Genomic DNA, 17,426 nt, shown 5'->3' with positions numbered 1-17,426 from the left:
AAGATCGCCAGTAAGCTCCGCCAGCAAGGCGTCGTGATCTCCGAGAGAACGGTGACAAGGATCATGAACAAGCAGCAGTGGCGATCCAGAACGGTCAAAAAGTATAAGGCCACAACGAACGCCAAACATAACTTGCCGGTGCAAGAAAATGTATTGAACCGGGAATTTACGGCAAGCAAGCCCAATGAGAAATGGGTGACAGACATGACCTACGTTGGGACGGAGGAAGGTTGGCTGTACCTGGCCAGTGTAATGGACTTGTACTCCCGCAAGATCGTCGGCTGGCACATGAGCGACCGAATGACGAAGGAATTAGTGCTGCAGGCGCTGAGGCAGGCTCACGGCCGTCAACAGCCCAGCGGAGAAGTGCTGCATCATTCCGATCGTGGCAGCCAGTACGCCTCCCACGATTACCAGAAGCAGCTCAAGGTCTATTCCATGATCGGGAGCATGAGCCGTAAAGGGAACTGCTACGATAACGCGTGCATTGAATCGTTCCATAGCATCATCAAAAAGGAACTCATCTATCTGAACAAATATGCGACCCGTGAAGCAGCCGAGAAAAGTATATTTGAGTACATCGAAGTTTTCTACAACAACGAACGTATTCATTCGTCGATTGGCTATCTCACCCCATCTGATTTTGAACGACAATATTACTTTAATACGGTGAATCATTAAAATTTATGTCTACTATCTTGACAGAGGTCCAAACTTCGTTTCAATCCACACTCCCGTACAGGGAGCGACGGGGGAAGAGTGGCGGCGGAAGCCGTAAGAGAAGGTTTCAATCCACACTCCCGTACAGGGAGCGACCTCAGGCGGGTTTTCCAAGGCGTCCCTCCCCCGGGGTTTCAATCCACACTCCCGTACAGGGAGCGACAGCGCCCCATTTGAGGCCTTACAGGGCAAGGGATTTGAGGTCCGAAAGTGCGAATCGTCAATTTTCACTTGAAAATCGCCTTCAAAAACGACTCCAAAACCCGAAAACCCTTGTGCAGCAAGAGGTGCGAATCTCCCGGGAAAATCATGTGAGCTTGAGGTTCGCACTACATACTTTTAGTATAATTCAGATAGCATCATTCTCCAACAATTAGAAGCTGCTTCCCTTTTCTACGCATCCTATTGAACAATTATTTAAGAAGACCGATCGGTACGAAGAAGAGCCGCTGGTTGAACCGTTGTCTCGGTTCTTCGTCAGATTGAACCTAAGCAATACGATGCCGAGCTGCGGGTAACGGGCGTCACGGACACCGTGAAGCTGGGCAATGCTTTCAAGGCATGCAAGTGAAAGTTCAGAGCGGAGATTGATTATTGGGGAATTTCAAAGAGCGGCCCTGAAGCGAAGAGGCTTATGAGTTGCTTTTTTTAGTGATATTTGTCGAACCACGGGTTGTTTCTTTCTGGTAAAATAGACGGCGAGGCAACAAGTCTGGTATCTTGCGGAAATTATATCGGATAACACGCAGGGACTGAGAGAGATATATAAAGGAGTGGAGAACTTGCTTCGTGTAGAGGGCTTGTCCCATGCTTTCAAGAATGGCAGCGAGACCACGCTTGTTCTGCAGAACATCGATTTTCACGTTCGCAAGGGCGAGATGATTGCGCTGCTGGGCAGCTCGGGCTCAGGAAAGTCGACCCTGCTCAATCTGATGGCGGGGCTGATGAAGCCAACTGAAGGCGACATTTACATCGCCGGTCATAACATTGTCAAGATGAACGAGAACAAGCTGGCCGAGTTTCGCCGCGAGCATATCGGCTTTATATTTCAAGCCTATGAGCTGCTGCCGAACTTGACGGTGCGTGAAAATATCGAGATGCCGCTTGTCTTTCATTCAACCCGTCCCTCGGTTCGCAAGCAGAAGGCGCTTCAGCTGCTCGAGCAGGTCGGTATCCCGGACAAGGCCGAGCTGTTTCCGTCCCAGCTGTCGGGCGGACAGCAGCAGCGGGTCAGCATCGCCCGGTCGCTGATTACCGAGCCTTCGGTCATCTTCGCCGACGAGCCGACCGGGAACCTGGATACGAAAACGGAGGAAGAAATATTGGCGATCCTCAAGCGGCTTAACAAGTCGATGAACACCACCTTTATTATTGTCACGCATGAGCGCGAGGTGGCGCAGCAAACGCAGAAGATCATTACGCTGCGGGACGGACAACTCGAGACGACCCAGCCGGCTGTCGAGCCGCAAGCGGAAGCAGAGGAGGTACAAGCTTGAGAATCAGCGACCTTACAAGGCTGTCTTGGGATCAGGTGCGACGGCGCAAGGTCGTGACCATGCTGTGCGCAGCCGGTTTGTCCATCGGCTGTGCCGCAATTATATTGGCGATGAGCATCGGAGAATCGACGCAGCAGATTGTCGAATCTGAGCTGAACAGCTTTCTGAAAATGGATGAGATTACGGTCATGCCTAATTCTGGCGCCATACCGGGCCAGAGCGAGTCCGACCAGGTCAGCGATGAGACGAAAAACCGCGGGCTGCTGACGGATCAGAAGCTCGAGATTATGCGCAATATGAAGCATGTCACGGCTGTTGCACCCTATCAGACATTTGATTATTTGGAAATGACGACAGCGGACGGCAAAGAGGGCTTCGCCGAAGTGGTCGCTACCGATCTGGCCCGGCTGGAGAACTTCGGCGAGAGCTTCGCGCAAGGCAAGGCCGACGGCTCCGATATCCATTCCGTTGTGCTCAGCTACGGGGCCACGATGGGCTTGATGGACGAGGAGACTAGAAACAAGCTTTATGAAGCGATGGAACGTTCAGCAAATGATCGAAGCGCGCAGGAGCAATACCGCAATATGATGGTCATACCGACGGCGCTATACCAGACCCAGATTCAACTGATGAAGTATGACGAAAATGGAAAACTGCTTACGAGCGCTCCCTTGCAGGTAATTGGCGTGTTGAAGAAGCCCAAGGGCCGCAGCGATATTTCCATCGCCCAGGATCGCAAGGTTTACATCTCGATCGAAACGGCCGAGCAGCTGCGCAAGGAGCTGATACCAGCCTCGGTACATAACAGCACAACTACGTATAACTCGGTTAAAGTGAAGGTGGACGCGGAGCAAAACGTAAAGCAGGTCGAGGAGCAACTGCAGCGGCTTACCGTGTCGACGCAATCGAATCTGCTGCAGAAGGAGCAGTTGGAGGAGCAATTTGCCGTGTTCAAGGCGATTGCGATCGGTGCGGGCGTCTTTATTTTGATCATCGCCTCGATCTCCATAATTGTCGCCATGACGATGTCGACTTATCAGCGCCGCCGGCAGATCGGCATTATGAAGGTGCTGGGGGCCAATCTGTCCCAGATCCGCAATATGTTCATTGTTGAGGCAGCCTTGCTCGGTTTGCTGGGAGGGCTGCTGGGGATTATGTTTTCCTACTGGATTGTATGGGCAATTAACGCGCTTATTTTGTCATTGAATAACGGGGAGTCGGAAATAGCGATTTTTATTCCTTACACAGCGATTCCGGTCGGACTAGCCTTTGCGATCATGACAGGCATTATATCGGGCATCTATCCGGCGGTCAGCGCTTCGCGGACCGATGCTTTAACCGCGATCAAGCGGGATTAGAGATATCGATATCCATTTCGGCAAAGCATAAGACGCCCTGCCGGGACGGCAACTGAGGATACGGGCTGCATTTAGAGGTTACGCAGACTCCGCAACTGCCAATTCAAAGCGGTATGAGAGAAGGAGAGCAGAGAAAGTGAAGAAAAAAATAAAGTGGATCGTTATCGCCATCATTCTTGCCGGGATCAGCTACGTGTTGTATTCCATGTCGAAGCCCGCCCGGGTCGCGGATCCGGGGGTGGAATCCCAAGCCATCACATTCCAGGTCACGAAAGAGACACTGGTTCACACGATAAGGGTCAAGGGAAAATCGCTGTATGAGCAGGAAACGCCGATCTATGCTCCGTTCAGCTCCAAGGTAACGGAATGGAAGATCGAGGACGGCCAGCAGCTTAACAAAGGCGATGTGCTGTTCAGGCTGGACCAGACCGATCTGCAGAACCAGATTGCACTTGAAGAAGCGGAGCTTCGCAAAACCGAACTGGAAGCCCAACTTCAGTCTTTTATTATGGAGCTCGACACCGAAGCGGTTGCAGGCGAAATAACCGAGGAGAGCCGCAGGAAACTGCTTGCCAACCGGGAGATTTCGCGACTGACGAAGGAACTGGAGGACGTGCGCAAATCGATTCGGCGTCAGGAGCTGCAGCAGAAAAAACTGAAGCTGCAGAATTCCGAATTCCGCGCTTCGACCGCAGGCATCTTCCTGTTCGATTCGGCAGCGAAGAAGCCGCAAGCGCTTAGCGATAATCAATATATTGGCAAAATTGTCGATCTAGACAAGCTGCAGTTTACCGCCCTCGTCGGGGAGCAGGATGTATTCCGGATTAAGCCGGAAATGAATGTGAAGGTGACAATGAGCGCGATGAAGGATGTGCCGCTGACCGGAACCGTAAAGCATGTCTCCAAATTTGCCAAGACGGGAACCGACCAGGACAGCCTGAATCAAGCGGCGCAGTTTGAGGTCATTATCTCCCTTGAGCCAAACGAGTATCTGATCGCCGGGCTTTCGCTGACCGGCGATATCGAGACCAGCCGCAAGGAAAATGTATTGGCGCTGCCGTCGATAGCCATCATGCGCGATGAGAACTCTGCCTATGTCATGCTGGACAACGGACTGGGCCAATACGAGCGCAGAGATATTCAGACAGGCCTGGAAACGACGGATAAAACCGAGGTGCTGGAGGGCTTGAAGGAAGGCGATACGGTCTCTCTGCAATAAGTGCCGGATGGCGTTCCATCTAAAAACAGACGAACCTGACAACAAGCTGTCAGGTTCGTCTGTTTTATGCTGCTGTGTGGGAGTAGCCGATTCCGGTCGGAGACTGCACCGCGCAATCGTTGGGTCAATCCGCTCTCCCGCTTAGGGAGCGACAAGGCCGGAAAGTTACGGTGCATATCGCCCAGGTCGTTTCAAACCACGCTCCCGTATGGGGGGGGGCGACACCCGTCAGCAGGCGCAGAGGGTCATTCTAATTAAGTTTCAATCCACGCTCCCGTATGGGGAGCGACGTCCCCGTCGTACAGCTCGCCGGAATAACCGCGCGTTTCAATCCACGCTCCCGTATGGGGAGCGACGGGTACTTTTTAGCGCCGCCCAGTACGTCAAACTCGTTTCAATCCACGCTCCCGTATGGGGAGCGACGAGGGTTACGTCGTAAACTGGCCCAGAAAAAAAGTTTCAATCCACGCTCCCGTATGGGGAGCGACGTTCTTAAAGCTAAAACTGCGTTGGCGACTGCGGGTTTCAATCCACGCTCCCGTATGGGGAGCGACCAGCGGCTTCGACGGCACCTTGACCGGGATGCGGGGTTTCAATCCACGCTCCCGTATGGGGAGCGACCAAGGAAGAGTGGGAACGCGCGCCACAACGTTTTGTTTCAATCCACGCTCCCGTATGGGGAGCGACTCTTGCCCCGGCGCAAGCCGAAGCGGTTTTTCTTGTTTCAATCCACGCTCCCGTATGGGGAGCGACGGCGGTTGTTCCCGCATTTAAGCAAACAATGGACGTTTCAATCCACGCTCCCGTATGGGGAGCGACGGTCGGCGGTGTATTGGGTCAAGGAGATGCAGGAGGTTTCAATCCACGCTCCCGTATGGGGAGCGACTTTTATCATATGACAAACTTGGGTATAATTATAAGTTTCAATCCACGCTCCCGTATGGGGAGCGACCCAATCTCAGGTAAGATTGTTATAGACCAAAGAGTTTCAATCCACGCTCCCGTATGGGGAGCGACACGTGTAGCGTCTCGACCGTTGTAGTTGTCTGGAAGTTTCAATCCACGCTCCCGTATGGGGAGCGACCCGCCCCCACTACCTTGTCCGAGGGGTAGAATAGTTTCAATCCACGCTCCCGTATGGGGAGCGACATAATGCGAACGTAGGTTCTTATCAAGGCTAAAAGTTTCAATCCACGCTCCCGTATGGGGAGCGACCACGAATACCGAGGGAAGATTGTTGGGCTGGTTGTTTCAATCCACGCTCCCGTATGGGGAGCGACCCCCGCGAGCTGCATTGAGGGATGCGGCCCCGAAGCGTTTCAATCCACGCTCCCGTATGGGGAGCGACGCTTTTCCGGGGTCGGCTTCGGTTTAGGCTTCGGTTTCAATCCACGCTCCCGTATGGGGAGCGACGCCGAGATAAAACTAACAAAAGTTCAAAACGGCGTGTTTCAATCCACGCTCCCGTATGGGGAGCGACGATAAACGCCTAGGCGACGAGCTGCCCACTTAAGTTTCAATCCACGCTCCCGTATGGGGAGCGACGTCGCTGGTCCAGCGTATCCGCGTAAACGATCTGTTTCAATCCACGCTCCCGTATGGGGAGCGACGTCGCTGGTCCAGCGTATCCGCGTAAACGATCTGTTTCAATCCACGCTCCCGTATGGGGAGCGACCCGACCTTCTGCGAAAGAAGGAATTTATTAAAAAGTTTCAATCCACGCTCCCGTATGGGGAGCGACGGGGCGGTGTGTCATATATCGCCGACTTCTTCAAAGTTTCAATCCACGCTCCCGTATGGGGAGCGACTGGCGCGGACTCTATTGATCGGCTATACGCCCGGTTTCAATCCACGCTCCCGTATGGGGAGCGACGAGGCGGAACGCCGCGGATGGCGGCCGCCGAATGTTTCAATCCACGCTCCCGTATGGGGAGCGACACCATATGCCCTAGAAGCTTTTCCTCCACATAGGCGTTTCAATCCACGGGGAGCGACAGATCATTACAGGGCAACAAAGTATTATCCAGAAGTTTCAATCCACGCTCCCGTATGGGGAGCGACCGCTTATGACTTGGCCGTCGACTGCCGTCGCTGTGTTTCAATCCACGCTCCCGTATGGGGAGCGACTCGTGTTTTAGGATGTATTCAGCGGCGGCGATCCGGTTTCAATCCACGCTCCCGTATGGGGAGCGACTGGTGAATACGGCCCGTCTGTTTCATAGGAGGGGTTTCAATCCACGCTCCCGTATGGGCAGCGACGATGACGTCCGCTAACATCTCATTCGCCAAATGGTTTCAATCCACGCTCCCGTATGGGGAGCGACCGGACGATCTGCAGCACCCGGTCGAATACATCAAGTTTCAATCCACGCTCCCGTATGGGGAGCGACATGATGCCTAAGATCAAGCCAGTGATAAACTGCGGTTTCAATCCACGCTCCCGTATGGGGAGCGACCTGCGCTTGGGCCTTGAGCGTTTCCGCGTTGATGTTTCAATCCACGCTCCCGTATGGGGAGCGACCTGGCGCTTACGCACAATTCGGTGCGTATTAGCTGGTTTCAATCCACGCTCCCGTATGGGGAGCGACCGACAGCATCAAAAAGCTCGGTTGCCGCACACCTGTTTCAATCCACGCTCCCGTATGGGGAGCGACCCATAATCGCTCCAGCGACGGGTACGGCAAGAGGTTTCAATCCACGCTCCCGTATGGGGAGAGACTGATAATAAAGTTAAGGGTCACGAACTTACAAAAGTTTCAATCCACGCTCCCGTATGGGGAGCGACGCGCCAAAGAGGATCGTGCAATGAGTGTCCGGGCGGTTTCAATCCACGCTCCCGTATGGGGAGCGACCTGATCATACAACATCAAGCCTATCTAAGGGAAGTTTCAATCCACGCTCCCGTATGGGGAGCGACAACCAAACCAAGACGGCGACGTTGGATCGTAAGTGTTTCAATCCACGCTCCCGTATGGGGAGCGACCTGATCATACAACATCAAGCCTATCTAAGGGAAGTTTCAATCCACGCTCCCGTATGGGGAGCGACAACCAAACCAAGACGGCGACGTTGGATCGTAAGTGTTTCAATCCACGCTCCCGTATGGGGAGCGACCCTTTAATAAGGCAATGGGAGATACAGCCGAGGGTTTCAATCCACGCTCCCGTATGGGGAGCGACAACCTTCGACCGATACAGCCGAGTTCGCGTCAAGGTTTCAATCCACGCTCCCGTATGGGGAGCGACCCGAGCGGAAGATCGAATACGAGATGATCGAAACCGTTTCAATCCACGCTCCCGTATGGGGAGCGACCGGGACGCGGTGGAGGACTTGTGGCGACGGCCGAGTTTCAATCCACGCTCCCGTATGGGGAGCGACTCTCTATTATACCACATCTAAGAGGATAATAGAGGTTTCAATCCACGCTCCCGTATGGGGAGCGACTTGCCCGAAAGATCACATTCAGATTACCCATATGTTTCAATCCACGCTCCCGTATGGGGAGCGACCCCCTTCGCACCTCCTTCGCACCCTTCGCACCTAGTTTCAATCCACGCTCCCGTATGGGGAGCGACATAATAGATGTCCGATCAACTCAAGATCGATATTGTTTCAATCCACGCTCCCGTATGGGGAGCGACTCAAGGCGGTTGCAGAGGCTTCGCAAATCAACGAGTTTCAATCCACGCTCCCGTATGGGGAGCGACCCTTCTCAACCAGCGTGCGCCCGTGCATACCGAGGTTTCAATCCACGCTCCCGTATGGGGAGCGACAACCGCATCGTAGACCGATTTAGTCCGGTGTGGGTTTCAATCCACGCTCCCGTATGGGGAGCGACGCCACCGATCAGACCGATGATCTGCTTGATAAAGTTTCAATCCACGCTCCCGTATGGGGAGCGACGTGCTGGACGGTCGTACTTCGGAGGGTTATATGTTTCAATCCACGCTCCCGTATGGGGAGCGACCGCCAGGCATTACGAGAAACTTTTTAACTCAGTGTTTCAATCCACGCTCCCGTATGGGGAGCGACATATTGAAGAGGTGGAAAGGGACAGGACATAACGTTTCAATCCACGCTCCCGTATGGGGAGCGACTTCCAGCCGATCCACTGGTTGCCAATGTAGTAATGTTTCAATCCACGCTCCCGTATGGGGAGCGACTGGAGAATATCCAAACCTTGAAAAAGCTTTCGTTTCAATCCACGCTCCCGTATGGGGAGCGACGCGCGGCCGCCCTTGAGGACTCGATATCGCTTCTTAGTTTCAATCCACGCTCCCGTATGGGGAGCGACATGTCTAAGGGTAGTTTTATTAAGAAAACAGGAAGTTTCAATCCACGCTCCCGTATGGGGAGCGACCTGGCCGAAGATGGCGATTGACCCTAGACGCGTGGCGTTTCAATCCACGCTCCCGTATGGGGAGCGACAGCGCCCCATTTGAGACCTTGCGGGGCAAGGGATTTGGGGCTCAAAAGTGCGAATCGGCATTTTGGGGCGAGAAAACAGGCTCAAAAATGCTCCGAAAACCCGAGAGCCCTTGTGCAGCAAGAGGTGCGAATCCCCCAGGAAAATCATGTGAGCTTGGGATTCGCACCAAGTCTTTTATGAAGTTGACTCTATTATAAGCTTTTCTTAGGGAAATAAGGAAGTGAGGTGGTATTTTCACCGACGCTTATTTTGGTTCTTGAAAACTCCTGTTATTCTCAAAAAGGTTGTACTGATGTTCCAGAGGCTCTGAGAATATTGCTGGAGCTGTTGCCTACTGAAAATGACAAGCGGGTCGAGATGGAGGTGTGGTTCACGTTCAATGCCCACTACAGAAGAAGAGACGCTTCCTACGACATTCAACATGACGACATACTGGCTCTTTTCGAACGCATGCTTCGAAGCATGAAGGTATCTGGAGCGCTGCGGCCGGAACTGGTTGGGGATCGAACGGTTGTACGCTCAAGTTGACGGCATAGCTCTGCACGCATTTCTGGATACTAAGCGGGAGGATTACGGACAAATCTTTTTTTGTCCCTTCCTCGCTTCAAGGAAATCCAAGAACTTATGCTTGTCGAGTTTCTAACAGCCGGATCAAATATAGTAGCACCGATAAGCATAATGATGTCTCTACGCTGGAACAGAAATTTGCTCATACAAGCCATCTGGGCAATGCTCCATCAAGTCAATTATTTGAGAAGATTGATATTCATCGTTCGGATAATAACACGGTCGCAAGGTCGTATAAAAACTATAGAGCAATTTTTGACGAAGCTATGCCGGACGGTGTGACATTGCATAAAATTGTTGATTCATTTGAGTAGGACGAGGATAATTTCTGAATAATTGGCGGAAAACCGCCAGTCAGCGCCAGAAAATAACCCGCGGCGTCCAGCCTAGGCGGGTTATTTTCTTTTGTTCGTATAAGTGGGTATCGAGAGCGAAGGAGGTTTCCGTTGTGATAAACGTTATAGGCTTAATTCACTCTCTTATACAAATAGGGACTTTATTTTCTTTCAAAGTAGTTCGTCGTCTTTTCGCTAGCGATCGCCTCCTTGCTCGAATTATGAAATCACCGTCGAACGTCTTGATAAACAATTAAGAATCACTTATAGTTAAGTTAACTTAATTGTTTAGAGAGGAGATTTCGAATGGAGGATGCGGTGCGCCTCATTCAGGAAATCAATCAAATCGAATACGAAATTAACGCCAGGCTGCGGTTCGAATTCGATCAGCTGATCGACGACACGTTGACGGACAAGCAATTGATCGTGCTGGAGCTCATACGCTCCAACCCGTCCATTCATGCCGGAGAGATCGCTCAACGGCTGCGGATTACGCCCAGCGCGGTGAGCCAAATCTTGAACGCGCTCGAGAAGAAAAAACGGCTGACACGCACCATCAATCCGGATAATCGGCGGGAGATTCGCCTGGAGCTGACGCCGGAGGCGGAGAACGATTTCGAAAAAATGGAAACCGTTGAGAGGGCCATCATTCAGAAGTATTATTCTCAGCTTGCACCGGAGGAGCTTCTCCAACTGAAGTCGATTCTGACGAAGCTGAATGAAATCGTTCAGCGATCGGACGAAGAGGAGAAGGAGGGAGAGGGGACATGAGTTCGCTCGAGGAACAAGTGCGCGGCATTGCGGAGTCTTACGTGCGGACAAAAAAAGACGCGCTTCTGACCATCGGGATAATCCATAAAGAACAGCAGCATATTTTTGCCTATGGCGATAATCCTCTTCGGAAGGACGTCGATCCTCGGGAGATCGTCTATGAGATCGGTTCGATCTCCAAAGTATTCACGACCAGCATTTTGGCCCACTTGCTGCAAGCCGGGGCGATGGCGCTTGGACATTCGATTTCCCGCTATTGGCCGGAGATCGGGGAAGGGCACCCTATAACTATCGAGCAGTTGGCTGCCCATACGTCCGGATTGCCCTCCTACAGCATCCTAAGAGGCGCTAGACTGATCTTTGCCCCCAAAGCCGAAAGAGATCCTTACTGCCAATATACGGTCAAAGAGCTCGAAAAGCGGATAAAGGCTCAAGTCTCCCGGTGTCGGAGCAAATTTCGCTATTCGAATGTCGGCATGGGGATGCTCGGCTTGCTGATGGCTCGGCACGAAAAGACGACCTTCGAGCAGCTGCTCCGGCGATGGATCACGGAGCCGCTAGGCATGTCCGATACCTTTATCTCTATCTCGCCTTCTCGGCGAGACAGAATACTCCCGGGCCATTCGGTTCAGGGGGAGCCGGTTCCGCCGCTGGTGATGAACGATTTTCAGGGAGCCGGAGCGATTCGCTCCACCGCGGCGGACATGCTGCGTTTCTTGCAAGCGCATATGATCGCAGAAGACGGCTCGGCGCTGGCCTTGACGCACATCGCTCGGGCAAGAATGAACGGGCGTCTCAAGGTCGGCCTGGGCTGGATACTGGATCAGGAGTGGATCATGCACAATGGAGCCACGAACGGATTTTCCAGCTATATGGGATTCAAAGGGAGAACAGGAGTCGTCGTGCTATCCAACTATCGCAACCGGCTCATACAAGATTCCCCCGACCGGATAGGCTACGATCTGTTGAAGCTGCTGACGGATTAGGGCGGAGTAGCGACGGCGCCGGGTACGATGCTGTCCTCAACTTGGAATGCAGCGTTCGGCCAGCGCGCGAATTTCCATGCTCATTCTTGGATTGACAGGAGAAATGTGCTCCAGATAGTCGAGAAGGTTCAAGGCGGATTCTGGGGTTTTGTCGTAGCCTTGAAGCATGCCGCCTAATCGGCCCGAGAATCGGGGATAGCGCTGCTCCAATCGTCTCTCGTTACCGAACGAGTCGGGAAAATACTCGACTTCCGGCTCCACCAGATGCAGGATAGACAGCAGCCTGTCGATCGGATATCGTTGTACAAACAGGAATGCGGATAGCTTTTCGCCTCGAAGGTATCGGTTCAATCCGACATACAGATTCGTCAATGCTTCGCCTACGGCATGGTCGATGGAGGATTCGCGAATGGACGGGATAGGGGATGTTCCTTGTCCGATATCATTGTTCGCAAACGCGGCGCGCTTCCACACCGTCCGTCCGCCCCTATAGGCTGCGCTTTTCAATTCGATAGGATCAAACACGGCAAACTCCCCGTAAATCCCGTCTTCGAACAGAAACTTATGGCCAAGCTCGCTATTCTTGAAGCGATAGGCTAGCGGACACACTTCATCGAGCCAGCCCAAATCTTCGATAAACGATCGCTTTCTTCCCGGCTCCGCAATGACAAAAAAATCGAGATCGGAAAATTCGTCGATTCTAGCGGTCTCGATTCCGACGGACCCCAGCCCGATTAAGGCTAACGATCCGTCTCGTTTCTCCAGCGATCGACCGATCTCGTCCAACCTTTGCAGCAATTCGAATTTCTTGTCCATTGCTTCTCCTCGTTTCCTCGTAAAATAAACCTGCAAACGAAAAAGGATCCAACCGGGCGCGCATCGCGAGGTTGAACCCTTAAGGTTTCATTGCCTTTATTTTGAAACGAGCATAGCATAGCGTACTTCCGGCGTCAATATTCCCGCTAGAAGATCCCCCCATTTTAAATTCGACTCCTGCAACTTCCGGCTCGCCCCCATCGTTGTAACCTATAGACATAAGCGCAATACTGGGAGGTTATCGCATTGACCAAAAACCATCGAGCAAAGATAGCGGCGTCCATACTGGTATTATCCCTTGCTCTTGCCGCATGCGGGTCGAAGAACAACGGGCCCGACGCGCCGCCATCCACCCCGTCTCCGACCTCGTCTCCTGCGGATACGGCGCCGGAACCGACCGAATCGGCTTCGGCCACTCCGTCTCCGGGTTCGGATGAGCTGATTGCCGAGCATTATCGGCAGATGACGCTGGCGGGAGCCCCCGCGCAGGAAGTGTATGGCGAGCTGAAGAAGTCGATCGAACAGGTGCAGCCGGCCCAAGCGGACGAACTGATCCGGACGCTGAAGCAGTATTACGAGGAAGACCTGCCGAAAACCCAAAAAGCGTTCGAAGTGTCCGAAGTCCAGCAGGCGCTGTACGAGCTCGACTGGCCGATCACCGAGAAGGAAGTCGCGAAGCTGGCCGACGAAGACGTTCGCGAGCTCGTAGAGGATACGATTGCCGGAGGCTACAAGGTCGAGACGGCGGAAGGACAGTATTTTCCGGTGGTCGATTACGGCAGGCTGCTGGCCTACGGCGATCAGGTCACAATCGCGATGAAGGCCTACCTCGACTTGATGGCCCGGGAATCCGACGTTCCTGCGGCCAAGGATGCCGCTCTGGTCATCTCCTGGGATGAGCTGGCTTCCCGAGTGCTTGCCGCCGAGAGCTATATCGTGACGTTCCCGGATACGCCGGAGAGGGAGCAGGTCGAAATTAGCTTCCTGCGGTATCTGAGCATCTATTTTATGGGCATGAGCAATACGCCGAATTTCGATGACGAGACGTTCGCCATCCTTCCGGAGCTGAAAACCCAATATGAGCAAATGGCTTCTTCCCACGGAGGAACGATTGCCGGACAACTCGCGCAAGAGTTTCTGTCCATCCTGGAAGAGTCGAACGGGCAGCTGTTCGTTCAAGGAGAGAACGGGGAGCAGAAGGATGTTCCAGCCGTACGACAATTTCTCGACAAGCTGCAGGACGAAGCGCTGGCCAAGCTGCCCGCCGCAAAAAACAACTAAAGACACGCCAAAATCGCATACAGGAATTCCGCATCCCTTCGACGAATCCATGGATAGAAACCGTTTTCCATCCAAACTCGCGGAGGGATGATTTGTGGCTAAAATAGATTTTCCGAAGGATTTCGTCTGGGGAACGGCAACCGCCTCCTACCAGATCGAAGGCGCTTATCAGGAGGACGGCCGGGGGCTGTCGATCTGGGACACGTTCTCCCATACGCCGGGCAAGGTGTATAACAACGATAACGGCGACGTGGCATGCGACAGCTATCATCGGTATGAGGAAGACGTGGCCCTGTTGAAAAAGTTGGGGGTGAAGGCGTACCGTTTCTCGATCGCCTGGCCCCGCATTTTCCCGCAAGGGACGGGAGACGTGAACGAGAAGGGGCTGGATTATTACCGGAACGTCGTGGACGCTTTGCTGGACGCCGGCATTCAGCCCTGCGTGACGCTGTATCATTGGGATCTGCCCCAGGCTCTTCAAGACAGGGGCGGCTGGAACAATCGCGAGACGATCGACGCGTTCGTGAAGTATGCGGAAGTCGTGTTCAAGGCGTTCGACGGCAAGATCAACCAGTGGATTACGTTTAACGAGACGTGGTGCGTCTCGTTCCTGTCCAACTACATCGGGGCTCACGCTCCGGGCAACACCGACCTGCAGCTGGCGATCAACGTCGCCCATCACTGCATGGTCGCGCACGGCGAAGCGGTCAAGAAATTCCGCGAGCTTGGCATTCGGGGAGAGATCGGCACAACGCACAATCTGTACTGGTTCGAGCCGTATACGACTTCTCCGGAAGACGTCGAGGCGGCACGACGCAATCGGGCGTTCAACAACGAATGGTTCATGGACCCGACGTTCAAGGGAAGCTACCCCCAGTTCATGGTCGATTGGTTTAAGGAGAAGGGGGCGACGGTGCCGATCATGCCGGGCGACATGGAGACGATCGCGCAGAAGATCGACTTCATCGGAGTCAACTATTACAGCGGCGGCTTCGGACGCTATAAGAAGGGCGAGGGACTGTTCGACTGCGAGGAGGTGCAGATCGGCTTCGACAAGACGTACATGGATTGGAACGTCTACGCGGACGGACTGTACAAGGTGCTGAGCTGGGTGCATCAGGAGTACGGCGACACGCCGATCTATATTACCGAGAACGGGGCTTGCTACGACGACGAGCTAACCGAGGGCAACCGCGTTCACGATGACCTTCGTACCGAATACTATAGGAAGCATTTTATCCAGTGCCACCGTCTGATCGGGTCGGGCGTGCCGCTGAAGGGCTACTTCGCCTGGTCGCTGCTCGACAACTTCGAGTGGGCGGAAGGCTACCGCAAGCGCTTCGGCATCGTCTATACGAATTACGAGACGCTGGAGCGGCATCCGAAGGACAGCTACTATTTTATCCGGGACGTTATTGCGAACGGCGGGTTCGAGGTTTAAGCGCAGCGGCTTTTTAATAGAAGGGGGCTTTTCCGACGGTTCATACCGGCTTCGGGAAAGCCCTCATTCCGGTCCCGCAGACCGCTCACCGTCGTCCAACGTCCGAATCCGATCGAATAACGGTCTCGCAGACCGCTAGCCCCCGTCCACCTCCGAGCGGAAGCTTGATGGAACAAGCCGTCCATGCAAAAGCATTTTCCTCCGCGCCCGTTATCCGTTACAATAAGGAAAAGCCTTATGCCGAAAGAGGATTCCGCCCATGAAAGTCGTCTTAGCGACGCTGAACGCCAAATACATCCACACCTCGCTCGCCCTGAGGTGCCTGAAAGCCTACGCCCAGGACGAGTTCGACATCGACATCGCCGAATATACGATTAAAGATCCGGCCATGGGCATCGCCGCCGACCTGTTCTCCAAGAAGCCCGACGTGATCGGGTTTTCGTGTTATATCTGGAACATTGAAGAGACGATCGTCGTCATCGACATGCTTCGCAAGGTGCTGCCCGAGGCGCGCATCGTTCTTGGAGGGCCCGAGGTGTCCTACGACACGGACGATTGGATGAACCGGCTTTCTTCCGTCGACTTTATCGTGATGGGGGAAGGCGAGGAGACGTTCCGCGACCTGCTGCGCCAGATCGCCGGGGAGCGCAAGTATCACTTCGTCTTCGGACTGGCCTATCGCAAGGACGGTCAGGTCGTTGTCACGCCGGGGCGGCCGAAGCTGGATCTGAACTCCATTCCTTCTCCGCACAGGTTCAAGGAGGACGTTCCGTCGCTGCGCAATCGCGTCGTCTACTTCGAGACGAGCCGGGGCTGTCCGTTCAGCTGCCAGTTTTGCTTGTCCAGCATCGAGGTAGGCGTGCGCTATTTCGATATAGAGCGGGTTAAGGCGGATTTGACCTATCTGATCGACAGCGGCGCCAAGCTGATCAAGTTTGTCGACCGGACGTTTAACATCAAGCGCGACTACGCGATGGAAATTTTCCGTTTCCTCATCGACAATCACCGGGGCTGCGTGTTCCAGTTCGAGATTACCGCCGACATCATGCGTCCGGAGGTGCTCGACTTTCTGGCCGAGCACGCGCCTCCGGGCATTTTCCGCTTCGAGATCGGCGTCCAGTCGACGAACGATCCGACGAATCTGGCGGTTCAGCGTCGGCAGAACTTCGCCAAGCTGACGCGCACCGTCGTCAAGGTGAAGGAGAGCGGCAAGATCGACCAGCATCTGGATCTGATCGCCGGGCTTCCGCACGAGGATTACAATACGTTCCGCAAGACGTTTAACGACGTATTCGCTCTGCGTCCGGAGGAGCTTCAGCTCGGCTTCCTGAAAATGCTGCGGGGAACGGGACTGCGCATCAACGCGGACAAGTACGGCTACGTCTACTCGGACCGCGCCCCTTACGAGATGCTCGGCAACGATCTGATGCCGTTCGGCGACATCGTCCGGATCAAGCGGGTGGAGGATGTGCTGGAGAAATTCTGGAACGCGCACCGGATGGACCGGACGATCGAATATTTGATCGGCAGCGCCTACCCGTCGCCGTTCGACTTCTTTCAGGCGTTCGGGGATTACTGGGAGGAGCGGGGCTGGAGCCGGATCGGCCACCAGCTCGAGGACCTGTTCGCGCGGCTGCGGGACTTCCTCGAGCATGACGCCCGGCCGGAGCTGGACCGGGACGTCGCCTTCGGCCTGCTCCGCATCGATTACTATTTGCAGCATAAGTACAAGCCCCGCAAGCTTTGGTGGGAGGACCGCCTGGACAAGGGGCTGTGGTCGGACGGGCTGAAGTACGCGGCGCAGAAGCTCGGCATGGACGAGCGCGAGCTGCAGAAGAAGAGCGCGCTGGACCGGCTGCCGTTCGATTACGGCGCTTGGTTGCAGGAAGGCCGCGTCGATCGCTCCCGTCCGTCGCTGCTCGTCTTTCTCTATTCGGGGGAGCAGGCGGGGCCGCAGCTGCTCGCTCTACCGCTGCCCGAAGGGCTTGCGGCCGTCAACTAACTTAT

Annotated in this window: 10 protein-coding genes and 2 CRISPR repeat arrays; of the genes, 9 read left to right on the top strand and 1 reads right to left on the bottom strand. The window is 54.2% G+C overall.

The annotated features are described in order from the left end of the window. The 6 genes from ACFO3S_RS26040 to ACFO3S_RS26015 form a co-directional block, all read left to right on the top strand. The coding region (locus ACFO3S_RS26040; protein ID WP_378102170.1) for an IS3 family transposase at nt 1-681 on the top strand (681 nt) is incomplete at its 5' end. Between the two features lie 821 nt (nt 682-1,502). Next, a complete protein-coding gene (locus ACFO3S_RS26035) occupies nt 1,503-2,216 on the top strand; it encodes an ABC transporter ATP-binding protein (protein WP_378102168.1) in 714 nt (237 codons plus the stop codon). Then, nucleotides 2,213-3,574, top strand: a complete 1,362-nt coding sequence (locus tag ACFO3S_RS26030) for an ABC transporter permease (protein WP_378102166.1) — start codon at nt 2,213-2,215, stop codon at nt 3,572-3,574. The genes ACFO3S_RS26035 and ACFO3S_RS26030 overlap by 4 nt, the downstream gene beginning before the upstream one ends. Before the next feature lie 136 nt (nt 3,575-3,710). Next, nucleotides 3,711-4,793, top strand: a complete 1,083-nt coding sequence (locus tag ACFO3S_RS26025; protein ID WP_378102164.1) for an efflux RND transporter periplasmic adaptor subunit — start codon at nt 3,711-3,713, stop codon at nt 4,791-4,793. A 188-nt stretch (nt 4,794-4,981) separates the two neighbouring features. Continuing rightward, nucleotides 4,982-6,731: a CRISPR direct-repeat array (repeat unit 32 nt; unit sequence GTTTCAATCCACGCTCCCGTATGGGGAGCGAC). 90 nt (nt 6,732-6,821) lie between these two features. Then, nucleotides 6,822-9,221: a CRISPR direct-repeat array (repeat unit 32 nt; unit sequence GTTTCAATCCACGCTCCCGTATGGGGAGCGAC). Nucleotides 9,222-10,430: 1,209 nt separating this feature from the next. Next, nucleotides 10,431-10,895, top strand: coding sequence for a MarR family winged helix-turn-helix transcriptional regulator (locus tag ACFO3S_RS26020; protein WP_378102162.1), 465 nt, complete (start codon nt 10,431-10,433; stop codon nt 10,893-10,895). Beyond that, the gene (locus ACFO3S_RS26015; RefSeq protein WP_378102160.1) at nt 10,892-11,881 is read left to right on the top strand and encodes a serine hydrolase domain-containing protein; all 990 of its coding nucleotides are present in this window, start codon (nt 10,892-10,894) and stop codon (nt 11,879-11,881) included. Before ACFO3S_RS26020 ends, ACFO3S_RS26015 begins: the two co-directional genes overlap by 4 nt. A 36-nt stretch (nt 11,882-11,917) precedes the next feature. On the opposite strand, the gene ACFO3S_RS26010 is transcribed toward ACFO3S_RS26015, so the two are convergent. Beyond that, nucleotides 11,918-12,697, bottom strand: coding sequence for a hypothetical protein (locus tag ACFO3S_RS26010; protein ID WP_378102157.1), 780 nt, complete (start codon nt 12,695-12,697; stop codon nt 11,918-11,920). A 246-nt stretch (nt 12,698-12,943) separates the two neighbouring features. Here ACFO3S_RS26010 and ACFO3S_RS26005 point away from each other — a divergent pair, with 246 nt between their 5' ends. From ACFO3S_RS26005 to ACFO3S_RS25995, 3 genes are all read left to right on the top strand, one after another. Continuing rightward, the gene (locus tag ACFO3S_RS26005) at nt 12,944-13,978 is read left to right on the top strand and encodes a hypothetical protein (RefSeq protein WP_378102155.1); all 1,035 of its coding nucleotides are present in this window, start codon (nt 12,944-12,946) and stop codon (nt 13,976-13,978) included. Between the two features lie 94 nt (nt 13,979-14,072). Continuing rightward, complete coding sequence (locus ACFO3S_RS26000) at nt 14,073-15,419, top strand: GH1 family beta-glucosidase (RefSeq protein ID WP_378102153.1); 1,347 nt, start codon at nt 14,073-14,075, stop codon at nt 15,417-15,419. A 259-nt stretch (nt 15,420-15,678) separates the two neighbouring features. After that, nucleotides 15,679-17,421, top strand: a complete 1,743-nt coding sequence (locus ACFO3S_RS25995) for a B12-binding domain-containing radical SAM protein (protein ID WP_378102150.1) — start codon at nt 15,679-15,681, stop codon at nt 17,419-17,421. Nucleotides 17,422-17,426: the final 5 nt, after the last annotated feature.

The organism is Cohnella hongkongensis, assembly GCF_042654645.1.
Classification (GTDB): domain Bacteria; phylum Bacillota; class Bacilli; order Paenibacillales; family Paenibacillaceae; genus Cohnella; species Cohnella hongkongensis.
Note: the sequence above shows the minus strand (reverse complement) of the source record. Positions and strands in the feature narration are given on the sequence as shown.

What these genes read in the sequence shown, in the direction of transcription:
- ACFO3S_RS26020 (WP_378102162.1), top strand. Translation starts at nt 10,431, where the DNA reads ATGGAGGATGCGGTGCGCCTCATTCAGGAAATCAATCAAATCGAATAC.
- ACFO3S_RS26010 (WP_378102157.1), bottom strand. Translation starts at nt 12,697, where the DNA reads ATGGACAAGAAATTCGAATTGCTGCAAAGGTTGGACGAGATCGGTCGA.
- ACFO3S_RS26015 (WP_378102160.1), top strand. Translation starts at nt 10,892, where the DNA reads ATGAGTTCGCTCGAGGAACAAGTGCGCGGCATTGCGGAGTCTTACGTG.
- ACFO3S_RS25995 (WP_378102150.1), top strand. Translation starts at nt 15,679, where the DNA reads ATGAAAGTCGTCTTAGCGACGCTGAACGCCAAATACATCCACACCTCG.